We start from the raw sequence: 12,281 nt of genomic DNA on the forward strand, positions 1-12,281 counted from the left end.
GCATGATCTGCATCCTTCACAAAAACGGATGCGGCATCAAACCCGGCACGGTTCACACAAAGAACCCGGAGGACAATGTTTTGATCTAATACGCGGAGCTCCACAGCCATTTTCGGAGAACTGACCCCGCCCGAGCCAGTCAATGGCGGGCTGGCGGTCCGCTTCTCTGCGCTTGAAGAACGTCGCGCTGGTACGGGTTCAACATCCGAGAGGGGTTGAAACGACAGCCGTTTCCTCCAATGCAGACGCGCCCGTAGGTATTCGGATCGTCTATCGGTCTATCCCTCCGAGACATGTACCTGACTGAGCATCTTTATTTGCGCAGGTAAACGGCTTTTTGTGCAGAGGAGCATGGTGCGATCACTGCGTGTGACGCATGCTTTGCGAGGCATCCTGGTCGCGCATGCCATACATGCAATGCGTGCGTTGCAAGGCATGCATTGCATGTATGGCAGCGCTGTTGCGTGAAACGGTGGGCCACCTTGCGTCGTTCGTAGCCGTCGGCACGGCAGCGCCGGCATCGTGCACGGGATACTTGTAGACGGGAAGCTGTCTCCATCCCCTCCCCCGCTCGGTCGAGAAGTGCGTGTGTTTCGGCGTTGCGATTCATGCGTCGCTGTATTCGAAATGTGCCCACCCACCCGAAAGTTCTGCTCGCAAAGCGGCGAAATCAAGCCTGACGGAACTGATTCTTCCCACCCCGTCCCCAAGCCTAATTGCGTCACTGTGACGTAAAGTTAGTGCCTGCTCGGACTCGCTTCGGTCATTCCGTCGCGGCCGAACTTCGACTGATCCGGATCTCCACACGTCCCTTCCCTTACACGTCCGGGTTCACACCGCGACCGACCTTTCGCGCAGAATTTTCGTTTCACCGCGGGCCCCCGCTGTGTCCTGAGATGATTCCGCAATGTTGTTCGTGGGTTAGATGAGCACCCCGACTGGCAGTCAGTCGGCTGTATCTCTCAATAGAATTGGAACCCCCTCCCCTCGGTCAGTGCGGTTGTTCGTCCCACGCATGTCTCAGTTTTTTCACCATCCGTGCGGTTCACGTGAGTCCTTCCTTCTGCCCTGGATGTTCGGACCCCGATGGAATGAAATATGTTCTGGCCTTCAAAGGGGTACAGGGTTCTATTGAAGTGCCCCCGGTGCGAACATCAGAAAGTTTCTGAAGCGGCAGGCTGTCTTGCCCGCCTCGTTGAGGTTGGCGCGTTCCTTCCATCCCCGCAAGGGCGGTGCATTGGCGGATGGCTGGGCAGGACCGCTCGCGACGGTTGAGCAATTTGTTCTGTGCGCACAGCGGAGATTGCTGAACCCTATATTTCCGCCTTTAGTCAGTTGGCTGCCCAATAGCGTCGCTTCGACTTCCTTGACAATCTGATCGAGACGGACTGTCACACGTTTCGATTCATGTCTGGAACGCCTCGCTATCGGGTGATCGTGGCAGCCAAGCTGCTCTTGGTCGGTCGACCTTTTGCAACGGTGTGTGACACTCACGGCAGATGTTTTTCGATTCGTTCGATGGCAATGAGTGCATTGACCTGCTATTTTGCGCGTCCACGCATGCGTGGTCGGCATGCATTGCATGCAGAACTGAAAGATGTGTGGTGCATGCAATGCATGTCCTGCTAGCAGCGCATGGCATGCGTGCAATCCTTGCATACCGCGTCATGCATGCTCTGCGTGCGCTGCGAGCGTTGTATGGTGTGCATGCAGAGCACCGCGTGCGTGCGGAGGTAGCACCGCTAGCTGTGCGTGCGGAGCACGCCATGCGTTGTATGTGCGCAGTGCTTGGCTAGCGAGGAACGCATTGTGTGCAAAGCATGCGGGGTTTGCTAGCGAGGCATGGATAGCGTGTCGCGCATGACGTGCACGGGTTGCGGTGAACGCGTGACGAGCATTGCACGCGTCGAACGCAAGGGTTGCACTTGATGCGACTCGTGCATGACACGCGCAGAGTGCGAGGCTTGTACGTCACGCATGACATGCGTGTTATGCTACGCGCGCACGTAGTGCACAGTGTGCGTGTGTAGCGAGTGAAGCAGACTTAGCGCGCAATGCATGCAGTGCTTGGATTGCCCGTCACGCACAGTCTGCATGCAGCCCACGTACAGCGTGGATTGCGCACACAGCACGCAATGCACATATTGCATGCAGCGCGTTGTTTACACGCAATGCACGCCTCGCAAATGTCAACGCCCTCGATGAAAGGTCCGCAATGCAGCCACGCAAAATCGCACTCGGCAACCAGAAGGGTGGCGTAGGCAAGACGGCCTCCACTCTCGGGCTTGCCAGCGCCATCACCGCGGTCGGCGGAAAAGTACTTGTCGTCGACATGGACCAACAGGGCAATACGACCGGCGGCCTCGGCGTCACTCTCGAAGAGGGCATGATGACGGCCTACCACCTCATGAACCAGACCAGAGAAGGCATTGCAGCCGAGGCGATCATTGCCACCCCATGGGATGGCGTCGACCTCATTCCCGCAGACGAAGAGCTCGGCAAAATCGAGTCGGATGGGTCGAATGACCTGGTGTTTCGCCTAGACGTTGCGTTCGAAGGGCTCGACCTTTCTCCTTATGACGCCGTGCTTTTCGACTGCCCTCCCAATATGGGCAAGGTGCTGTTCGCGGTTCTTATTGCAGCAGATGGCGTTGTCGCCATCACTGAACCCACAATCGACAGTGTCGGTGGCGTTCAGAAGCTCGAAGAGACAATCGACACCGTTCGTAAACGGGCGAATCCGAAGCTGGAATTCGACAAGATCGTGATCAGTCGTAAACGGTCTACCGGCGAACATGAGTTCAGAGAGAGCGAGCTACGGGAAACCTACGGCTCACTCGTCGCCAAGACATCGATCCCGGAACTCGCGGCCCGCCAGGACGCGCACTCGAATCGCACTCCGATTCACCAGTTCAAGGGTGGGAAAGCATTGACGCTGCAACTTGCCTACAGTGACTTGCTCGCTGAGTTGCCCATCGTGATCGGAGCCCCGGCATGAGCGTGAAGCGGGAACCTGCCATTCGTAAGACACATCCGGCTGAACTCATCCCGGAACGTCCGCCCAGGGGAGACGCGACCCCCGCGGCACCTGCAGCTACGCCACCAACGCCTTCAGCGGATCTCAGTGCCCGCAAAGATGAGGAGGAGAAGCTGTCGATGACCCACAACACGCGCATCAAACCTTCGACGAAGGATCGCCTTCGGCGTGGCGTCGACAAATTGCGGTACGAGACTGGCGATCGCGAAATCAGCGAGGCATCGATGACCGAGGCTGCGCTGGACGAATACTTGAAGGCCAGGGGACTATAAAAGATTCGCGTGCATGGCATGCACTGCGTGCACGCATGATGGATTGTCTTAATTCTTGATTGTGGAGTTCGGCCCCCGGGCGAGGGCATCTTGTGTTTCGGCTGGAAGACCTAATTAGAGGCGCATGGCACGACAGCCGAGTAGGCACATGTGGGGGACATTCCAAGGACCTCGATATTGAGAACGGTTCTCGGGTGCGGGCGGGAGGCGAACCGCCGGGGCGGGAAGTCCTTGCTGCGCGCGCAATGCCATGTCCCTCTCATCTGCTGACTGTCCGTTCTGTAGAACTTGGAAGGCTTGGCAGCGCAAAGCCTGGAGCAAATTGCGTGAACAATCCGTTGCAGTCACGCAATTCTCACGCAAAATTGCAGACCACCCCACGTCACTCTGAGATCAACAGGCACGCAGCTGGAACGACATCCCCGACGTGCTTTGAGTGCGACGCAAAAAACATCAGTCGACTCTCGGATATGTCCGCTAGAAATCGCTGTCGACCCTCACCGCACGCAAAACGGACGAAACGCAGGAGTACGACCAGAAGAAATCTTCCGAAACCAGGAGGAGTCCCGCCGGCGGCAACCAGCGGGACTCCAGACCGAGAACACCCCTTTTAGGAAGGAAAACCCGATCATGGGTGATTTTAGTCTGCGCGCAGCGCGGATCCAGCTTGGAGCACTGATCGCCGCACTTCTCATCGCGATTTTGATCGCAATCGGGATCACCGCAGGCGCATTTGTCCTCTCCTTCGCGGTCCAACGGGACCTCGCGCGCCAAGGAACTATCCCCGAAAACCTCGCATGGATCTTTCCCGTCATCGTTGACAGTGCAATCTTCGGTTCCACCGTCGCCATCGTCATTCTGAGCAAACTGAAGATGCATCGACGCGACAAGTACTTCTACGTTGCTGTTGCTGTTGCGGTGGTCGCGATCAGCATCCTCGGGAACGCCTACCATGCGTTCCACTCCGCAACAGTTGCGCAACAGGCCGTTGCGGCAGGTCAGAGCATCGGCTACACGCCTCTCGACCCGGCCGTTGCTGCCATGATCGCGGTCATTCCGCCGGTGCTCGTACTCGCCTTCACGCACGGTCTGGGAATCCTGATCAAAGCAACGGGTATTGCATATTCCGACTACAAGATCGAGATCGACAATGCTGCCGCAGGTGTGGGTACGGTTGGTACGCAAAGCGTCGTCATGCGCAACGAAACAGCCGTAGGAGCCCAGCCTTCTTTAGGCGTCGTAGAAACGCATGACGCGCCGGAAAGCGCTCCGCGCCCGAGCCCCTCCGAACAAACGGGGTCTTCAGTGGACCCGGAGCCGTCGAACGCAGAGGCGGTGGCGCACGCCGAACTCGAATGGTTCATTGCCACATCGGACCTGCCCGACGCTGTCAAGGACACCGCACGACGCAAGCTTGCAGACCCGACTCTCACCTGGGAGCTGATCGCCCAGACGTCCAACCCTCCGGTTGCAACATCGACCTCGTGGCGCCGATACGAAAAGTTCGATACCGCGGCCCGAGCAGCTGGCTTCGACAATCCGCCGCTCATCGACATGCGAGCCTCCGATGTTCACTTCACCGACCAACTCGTCACTACAACGTGAGTAGCGCCGCAACCTGCCAACGCCAAGGTTCCCGAGCGCCAGGAATTGCATCATCATGGAGGGATTGACCACAGCAGAGTGCCCACAGACTGCAGGTAAGGAACCCGCATTGACCGACCCAGACGACCGACACCACTTGATCGTTCCGCCCGAACCGCGCCAGCGACCCCGACAACAGCGAGCGCACGAGACGAAGGCCAAGATCCTCAAGGCAGCTGCACGCTCATTCTCGATCGATGGGTACGCCGCTACCTCCATGAACGACATCGTTGCGGAGGCTGCCTCCACGAAAGGAGCCGTGTACTTCCACTTCGACTCCAAGGAAACGATCGCGCGAGAACTCATCAACCACTGGTTGACCGCGCTCGGCGGAACCCGGCAATCAACCGACGAATCAGCAATACCAGCGATCGAGAAGTTGGCTGTATTCTTCAACGGTTCAGCGGCGCTTATAGCCGACGATGCCCTGGCCCGAGCCGGCCTCAGGCTCACCATGGAAGCAGGTCTCGATACCGCCCAACCCGCGTTCCGTGAGTGGGTGGAACTCGTCAGCCGATTCGTCGATACTGCGATCGCAGACGGACAGCTTCCCGCCTCTGCCGCCCAGCGCCTGGCCGCGAATCTGTGCGCGGGATTTATCGGCGCAGTTCAAGTCATACAGGTGCTCGGCGACTCTGGAGATTTCACTTCACGCATTGACGACTTAGTGAACGCGTATTTGATTTCAGATGCGTAGTCCGCGCGCTGGCGAGGTCGTGAGTAGGGGAGAGGAACTGGACTCCTCGCGGTGACGTCGCCAACCGTGTGCACGGTGTACTGCTAATTCCTCGACGGTAGCGAGGCAGTTGCGTCGTCGAGAGGAGTGACAAAGTGCCTGACATCGAGAGCCGAATCCCCGGAGTGCTTTGTCTCATAGCGAATATTTCAGCGATCCGAGCCGTACCGATGTGGAGACGTCACCAGCGATGGGACCGTCACTGAGACTGAAGAACACCAGATAGAGATCGACCGATGAAGACAGCGGAAACCGTGTGCGTGGCAAGGTGTGCCGCGTCGGGCCGCTGAGTACTTCATCGGCCCTTGCCTCCCGTTGAAATGATCGGTTGCAGAACTCGCACGCGATGGTGGTACCAAATCGAATCCCACTTCGGTACCATCAGTATATGAGCACGCAGATCGCGGTACGACTACCGGACGAGATCGTGGAATTTCTCGACGACGAAGTCAGGGAACATCGCGCCGCCTCGCGAGCCTCTCTAGTGTTGCGCGCTCTCGAACGGGAGCGTCGCCGTCAGATAGCTGCACGAGACGCGGAGATCCTCTCGGCCGCAACATCCGAACATGATCTGAGCCCCCTCGCTCACCACGCTGTGAATCGACTGCCAACAGGCTCGACCTGATGCGACCAATTCATGAAGCCAACCTCGACTCAGTTCGGCCGGTCCTCGTACTCACCCGAGAGATGGTCCGTCCACACCTCGGGACCGTCACGGTAGCGCCCATCACCGGCGAGATCCGAGGACTGTCCACTGAGGTGTCCGTCAGCGCCGCTAACGGACTATCCGCCGACGCCGTGGTCAGTTGCGACCACATCACGACCATTCCCGTCAGTGCACTCGGCAACATCATCGGTTATCTTCTTCCAGCGCAAGAGGAATCACTGTCCATAGCCGTGCGCGCCGCCTTCGATCTCGAATGATGACGACAGTGAACGGAAAGGATGAAACATGGCGCTGAAGAAAGGGGAGCAGTTCACGCTATTCGAGCTCGAGCCACCCGAATCCGCTACTCGTCCGGACGAAGTTCCCGAACCCGATCAGCCTTCTCTGTTCGACGTTGACGACACCGCTTGTCTCGAAACGGATTCCGGGGTTGCGGAGCACCCCCGGACCGACGACATCGTCGCCCCTCCGGATGAGCGCTCCAACGAAATGGAAACGGAACCCACCCAGGCGTCAGAACTCGACGCAACTGAACCGGCCGCCCTTCCTCCCGCCAGCGAGGCAGCAGACGGCCACGCCGTCATTGTCACAGCAGCCGGCACCTACACACCATCCGGCCACACACTCACCGGCCCAGTCGATTCCATCGAAAAACTCGACAAACTCATCAGATGGGCAACGCTCACCCCGCTGGGCGCACCGGCACAGATCTGGATAGTCGGAATCGAAGCCTGCGAAATGCTCGGATGGATCATCGACCCAGGCAGCGAAGACGATGTCGACGACATGGAAATCCTCCGCACCCGCGCTGCCGAAGAACTCACCGCGATCCTCCACGCCACGCTGACCCCGATGCTGACCGCAGGATGGGAACTCCGCGGAGAACCCGGCCACGTCGTTCACCTCTCCCGCACCACCGGGAACTTCACATCCATGGTCGACATTTTCATCGAACCCTACGTGTGGACCTACTGGAACAAAGACTTCGGATGGGGCAATCGCGTGGGGGACATGGGGATCCTCGGATCACCGGCCGCCGGAACCTACCTCCCCGACGACGACCTCCCCGCTGCCCGCGAACTGGGACGCCGACTCGCCTGGTGCGCACAACACCTCGGCGTGCTACCCGGCCCCACCCCCGCACGCACCGGCGCCGCCATCGTCGACAAGATCAAACGCGACCGCACCCGCAGCGGTAAAGGAATCGTCGTCACTGTCGGTGGACCGGTCCCACCGCTGGACGGCGAACCCCGCGGAGATCTCGAACCTGCCGCCGGATGGACCCGCATCCCGGACCTCGAAGAACTTTCCGACGCAACACAACTGGTATCGATAGACCAACGAGCTGCGTACCTCGCTTCCGCTGGCATGCTCGAATTCGGCTACGGAAAACCTCGACATCTTCGCGGCGAGAACGCGCTCGATGTGGCAGGGCAATCGAAAACCCCGTTCGGGCTCTGGCGTGTAACCCTCCCACCGGGTGACATGCTGGCGCTCCCACCCGCTCTACCGTTGCCTCACCCACACATGCTCGCCGACCAACCTGTGCAGACCTGGATCACCACCGTCAGCCTCGATGCACTTCAAACGTCCATCGCCGATGGCGGAATCGGCGCAGAACTCGACGACCTCGACATCGCAGAAGCGTGGGTCTACCCCGAACAGGGTCGAGCCCTCGACAAGTGGGCGAAAATCTTGAGAGAGGCCCGCAAAGTTGCCGTCGACACAGGCGACACAGCAATGAAACGGTTCATCGGCGCCTGCTACAAGGGGTACATCGGCCGAATGGTCAACCCCGACATGTGGACCGCCAAACAAATGCAACACCACCACCAACCGCTCTGGCGAGCAGCGATCATCGCACACTGCCGCTGGCGAGGCCGCCGCGTCGCGATGCGCATCGCACGCGAAACCGGGCGTTGGCCACTGCGCACCGTCACCGACTCCTGGGTCTACCCCCTGCCCCCGGGTATCGACATCGCAGACAACAGTGACGCACTCGGGAAAATGACTCTGGAAAAGAGCGCCCCGCTCACCGAAAACATAACCGTCATGCTGACCGACGCCCGCGACACCCACGAGATCAACCTCGCACTCAAAGCTGCGTTCACCGACGAAGATGAAGGAAACATATAGTGGCCCTGCATCTTCCGAAACCGCGATCAACCAAACCCGCACAGAAGACCGTCGGCTTGGACGGACTCAACGTATCCGTCTCGACAGCAGCAACAAGCGGTATCGAAAAATCGAAATCGGTCAAAAGTGGGGGATTAGCCGGACTCACCAGCAAAGTCTCCGTACGCCAGATCCGTACCGAAATCGGCAAAGAAGGCCTACGGCAAGCAGCTGTCGACGCCGGAAGAAAGCCCCCCTCGGACCGAACACTGCGCCGCTGGGCGCAGCAAGGACGAATCCCACACCCCGACGTCACCGAACGCGCCAGGCGGCGAGCCGCCATCGAACGCCTCGGCGGAATCGACGCTGTCGCACAGAAAATCGGCCGTTCACGATCAGCGGTCTCTCGCTACCGTTCCGGCGAAACGAACGAACTGCGCGCTGACGCGAAAAAGAAACTCAAAAACGTCAAAGCACGCGACATCATGGACCGCGCCGGCGTCCTACGACCCGACGGGCAACCCAAAAAGGCCACCATCCGAGTCCGCGGGGGAGTGTCCGTCCGCAACGGTTCCGAAGAAGGTTACGACTATCGAGTGCGTACCCTCGACTTCGCGAACTCCGACAGCCCCTTCAGTCTCGACGAAACACGAGAACTCGCCATGGCTTTGGCAGGCGACGATCATGCCCGAGTGGTTGCCATCCTCGAACGTCACGCCACGATGGATTACCCTGAAAACAAGGGATTCGACCAGTACGGCGACACTTTCGGATTTCACTTCGATTCCATCGAATCCGTACACATCGACTGGACATAGATAGGTCATTGCGATCGGACCTCGCCGATCCGATGGCAGCCCCAATTGGTCTGGATAGGCGGTTGCGTACAAGGTAGATTCACGTGAACGCGAGAGCCTCGTTACGCTCTTGCCAGCACGTACTCGGTGTTCGACAAGCACGCAACGTAAGTGCTTGGAAGTTGGTGGCGGGCAATGCGACGGGATTTCGGACCATCGGGATCCGGGAGAAAATCGCCTAATTCGACGGAATATGGCGCGATACAGTCCTTCTCGAACGCCGGATAGCAGCGCATTCCTGATTTTCTGAACCGTCAATCGAAGCATTTTCGGCAACCGATCCGTCATATGTGATCAGTGACTCGAAGCAGCGCTTAGTGCGAGTGCCGAGGGATGGCGGGCGGGTTGATGAGTCACGATTCCCGCCGGTCTAGGCGGTTCCTCGTGGCAGCCGGATGTCACGTTCCGCGTTGGTGAGTCTCTATCGGCTCCGGATCAGCGGTTTCACAACAAGAGCAACCGCCGTCGGATTCGCCGTCGGCTTTCGTGGGGTGCGGCGTAGTCAGCGTCAACATGGTGGGTGGTGTGCCTTCGTGTTTGTTCAGTGTCAGTGGTGCAGGTGCAGGTGCAGGTGCAGGTACAGGTGTGCAGCAGGCGTCACCGAGATCGTGACGTGACGGCGGCATGCTTACGTTCAACTGGCCTGTTGTGCGCGGAATCTCGGGTTGGCCGGGAAGTGGCGTGGTGCGGGCGGCGCGAATAGCGTTTGCGATGACGAGGACTTCGGCGAATTCGTGGACGAACACCACGGTGGCGAGTCCGAGGACGCCGGTGGCGGCGAGCGGGATGAGGACGCCGATGATTGCCAGGGAGAGTCCGATGTTCTGCAGCATCACGGCCCTGGCGTGGCGGGCGTGAGCGAGGACTTGCGGCAGGTGCCGCAGGTCTTCACCCATGAGTGCGATGTCGGCGGTTTCGATGGCGACGTCGGTGCCCATTGCGCCCATGGCGATGCCGACGTTCGCTGTGGCCAGGGCGGGGGCGTCGTTGACTCCGTCGCCGACCATCGCAATGCGGCGGCCTCCGGAGATCTCGTGGAGGAGTCGGGCTTTGTCTTCGGGGAGCAGTTCGGCACGGACGGTGCCGATTCCGGCTTGCTCTGCCAGGGCCTGTGCGGTGCGGTAGTTGTCACCGGTGAGCATGGCTGTTTCGATGCCGAGTGCGGTGAGTTGGCGGATCGCTTCGGGTGCTTCGGGCCGCAGTTGGTCGCGGACGGCGATCGCCGCGATCACCACGCCGCCGCGTTCGACGAGGACGACGGTGGCACCATCGCGCTGCAGGCGGTCGACGTCGGCGGCTAGGGCGCCGGGTTCGACCCAGCCCGGTTTTCCCAGCCGCAGCACTATGCCGTGGTGTGTGCCGTGCAGTCCGTGTCCGGCGACGGCGGTGACGTCGCCGGCTGGTTCGATGGTCCCGGTGGCTGCGAGGATCGCTCGGGCGAGTGGGTGTTCGCTGCGAGATTCGAGTGCAGCTGCGGCCGAGAGTGCTTGTTCGCGGGTAGTTCCGGGTGTGGTGACGACGTCGATGACTTCGGGTGCTCCGGCGGTGAGGGTGCCGGTCTTGTCGAGGGCGACCACCGTGATGCGGCCGAGTTCTTCGAGTGCCGCTCCGCCTTTGACGAGGGCGCCGTTGCGGCTTGCGGCACCGATCGCCGCCACCACCGACAGCGGCACGGAGATCGCGAGTGCGCAGGGTGATGCAGCGACGAGTACCACCAGTGCGCGTTCGATCCACAGCATCGGATCACCGAGGAGTGCGCCGATTCCGGCGACCAGCGCGGCGAGGACCATGATTGCCGGTACCAGGGGGCGGGCGATGCGGTCGGCGAGGCGTTGGCCGGACCCCTTGCGGTCCTGGGCTTCTTCGACGATGTGCACGATCCGAGCGAGTGAGCTGTCGGAGGCGCGGGCGGTGACGTCGACTTCGATGGCTCCGCCGCCGTTGATCGCCCCGGCATGGAGTTGATCGCCCGGTTCGGCTTCGACGGGGACTGATTCGCCGGTGATCGCGGACAGGTCCAGGCTGGTGGTGCCGGCGGCGATGGTGCCGTCGGTGGCGGCGCGTTCGCCGGGGCGCACGATCATGCGGTCACCGACGGCCAGCTCGTCCGGTTCGATCGTGACTTCGCGGCCGCCGCGCAGGACGGAGACGGTCGGGGGCACCAAGGCGAGGAGTGCTCGCAGGCCACGGCGGGTTTTGGTCACGGCATAGTGTTCGAGGCCTTCGGCGATGGAGAACAGGATTCCGAGCATCGCGGCTTCGTTGATCTGGCCGAGTGTGATCGCGCCGATGGCGGCGATCGTCATCAGGGTTCCGACGCCGATGCGGCCGTGGCGCAGATTCCGCAGGGTGTTCGGTACGAAGGTCGATGCCGCGATGATCGCGGCGACGAACGCTACGGTTGCGCCGGCGGCGTCGGCGCCGGCGCGTCCTATCAGCCAGGAGATCGCCAGTAGATGCGCTGTTGCTGCGGCTATCTGCAGGTCGCGGACATGCCAGAGTCGTTGCTCACTCTCGTGCACCTCGGTGGCGTCTTGCGCGCTGGGGTCTGGGCTGCAGCATGCGTCAGCCATGAGTGCTTTCGGCTGCAGCACCGGTATCTTCGGTGTTGCTGCGCGCTAGCAGTTTCTGTATGTCAGTCGGGATCGGCATCGGTGTCATTAGCCCGACGGCAGTGCGTCCGGTGTTGCCGACCGGATACCGCCCACTCAGCGATCCGGGGGCGGCGACCACAGTGCGGAGGACTTGACCGAGTGCTTCGCGTCGATCATGTTGCCGCAGCGCTAGGTTGAGCATCGAGAGGTGGTTGCGGGTATGCAGCCACGGATGTGGCTGCGAGAGGATATGGGCGCGTTCGAGGTGACTCCACCGGATCGCGTCGTCGGACGCGGTGTGCGCTGTCGACGGCCATCGTAAGCTCCCCACTGGCGGCCATTTATGGCGCATTTTGTGG

Annotated in this window: 10 protein-coding genes; 8 read left to right on the forward strand and 2 right to left on the reverse strand. The window is 60.5% G+C overall.

Going from position 1 to position 12,281, the window contains the following annotated elements; genetic code table 11:
• The first annotated feature begins 2,215 nt into the window (after positions 1–2,215).
• The 8 genes from H7C86_RS35630 to H7C86_RS35665 all read left to right on the forward strand — a co-directional run bounded on the left by H7C86_RS35630 (position 2,216) and on the right by H7C86_RS35665 (position 9,289).
• Positions 2,216–2,998: a ParA family protein gene (locus H7C86_RS35630; RefSeq protein ID WP_007733691.1), complete on the forward strand. Its 783-nt coding sequence runs from the start codon at positions 2,216–2,218 to the stop codon at positions 2,996–2,998.
• Positions 2,995–3,309, forward strand: a complete 315-nt coding sequence (locus tag H7C86_RS35635) for a hypothetical protein (protein ID WP_019749523.1) — start codon at positions 2,995–2,997, stop codon at positions 3,307–3,309. The genes H7C86_RS35630 and H7C86_RS35635 overlap by 4 nt, the downstream gene beginning before the upstream one ends.
• Positions 3,310–3,939: 630 nt before the next feature.
• On the forward strand, positions 3,940–4,914 hold the full coding sequence (locus tag H7C86_RS35640; protein ID WP_019749524.1) for a DUF2637 domain-containing protein: 975 nt from the start codon (positions 3,940–3,942) through the stop codon (positions 4,912–4,914).
• 109 nt (positions 4,915–5,023) lie between these two features.
• Positions 5,024–5,650, forward strand: a complete 627-nt coding sequence (locus H7C86_RS35645; protein WP_241896179.1) for a TetR family transcriptional regulator — start codon at positions 5,024–5,026, stop codon at positions 5,648–5,650.
• Between the two features lie 427 nt (positions 5,651–6,077).
• The gene (locus H7C86_RS35650; RefSeq protein WP_019749526.1) at positions 6,078–6,314 is read left to right on the forward strand and encodes a YlcI/YnfO family protein; all 237 of its coding nucleotides are present in this window, start codon (positions 6,078–6,080) and stop codon (positions 6,312–6,314) included.
• Positions 6,314–6,613: a type II toxin-antitoxin system PemK/MazF family toxin gene (locus H7C86_RS35655; protein WP_019749527.1), complete on the forward strand. Its 300-nt coding sequence runs from the start codon at positions 6,314–6,316 to the stop codon at positions 6,611–6,613. Before H7C86_RS35650 ends, H7C86_RS35655 begins: the two co-directional genes overlap by 1 nt.
• 28 nt (positions 6,614–6,641) lie before the next feature.
• Positions 6,642–8,492, forward strand: coding sequence for a hypothetical protein (locus tag H7C86_RS35660; protein WP_182263383.1), 1,851 nt, complete (start codon positions 6,642–6,644; stop codon positions 8,490–8,492).
• Positions 8,492–9,289 (forward strand): hypothetical protein, encoded by a 798-nt coding sequence (locus H7C86_RS35665; RefSeq protein WP_182263384.1) that lies wholly within the window; start codon positions 8,492–8,494, stop codon positions 9,287–9,289. The genes H7C86_RS35660 and H7C86_RS35665 overlap by 1 nt, the downstream gene beginning before the upstream one ends.
• A 437-nt stretch (positions 9,290–9,726) precedes the next feature.
• Here the strand turns inward: H7C86_RS35665 and H7C86_RS35670 are convergent, their stop codons facing one another.
• Positions 9,727–11,901, reverse strand: a complete 2,175-nt coding sequence (locus H7C86_RS35670; RefSeq protein WP_047270584.1) for a cation-translocating P-type ATPase — start codon at positions 11,899–11,901, stop codon at positions 9,727–9,729.
• A complete protein-coding gene (locus tag H7C86_RS35675) occupies positions 11,894–12,274 on the reverse strand; it encodes a DUF3703 domain-containing protein (protein WP_182263385.1) in 381 nt (126 codons plus the stop codon). Before H7C86_RS35675 ends, H7C86_RS35670 begins: the two co-directional genes overlap by 8 nt.
• Between the last annotated feature and the right edge of the window lie 7 nt (positions 12,275–12,281).

The organism is Rhodococcus sp. UFZ-B548 (genome assembly GCF_903819475.1).
In the GTDB taxonomy this organism is placed as follows: Bacteria; Actinomycetota; Actinomycetes; order Mycobacteriales; family Mycobacteriaceae; genus Rhodococcus_F; species Rhodococcus_F erythropolis.

What these genes read in the sequence shown, in the direction of transcription:
- H7C86_RS35635 (WP_019749523.1), top strand. Translation starts at nt 2,995, where the DNA reads ATGAGCGTGAAGCGGGAACCTGCCATTCGTAAGACACATCCGGCTGAA.
- H7C86_RS35675 (WP_182263385.1), bottom strand. Translation starts at nt 12,274, where the DNA reads ATGCGCCATAAATGGCCGCCAGTGGGGAGCTTACGATGGCCGTCGACA.
- H7C86_RS35670 (WP_047270584.1), bottom strand. Translation starts at nt 11,901, where the DNA reads ATGGCTGACGCATGCTGCAGCCCAGACCCCAGCGCGCAAGACGCCACC.
- H7C86_RS35655 (WP_019749527.1), top strand. Translation starts at nt 6,314, where the DNA reads ATGCGACCAATTCATGAAGCCAACCTCGACTCAGTTCGGCCGGTCCTC.
- H7C86_RS35630 (WP_007733691.1), top strand. Translation starts at nt 2,216, where the DNA reads ATGCAGCCACGCAAAATCGCACTCGGCAACCAGAAGGGTGGCGTAGGC.
- H7C86_RS35640 (WP_019749524.1), top strand. Translation starts at nt 3,940, where the DNA reads ATGGGTGATTTTAGTCTGCGCGCAGCGCGGATCCAGCTTGGAGCACTG.
- H7C86_RS35650 (WP_019749526.1), top strand. Translation starts at nt 6,078, where the DNA reads ATGAGCACGCAGATCGCGGTACGACTACCGGACGAGATCGTGGAATTT.
- H7C86_RS35660 (WP_182263383.1), top strand. Translation starts at nt 6,642, where the DNA reads ATGGCGCTGAAGAAAGGGGAGCAGTTCACGCTATTCGAGCTCGAGCCA.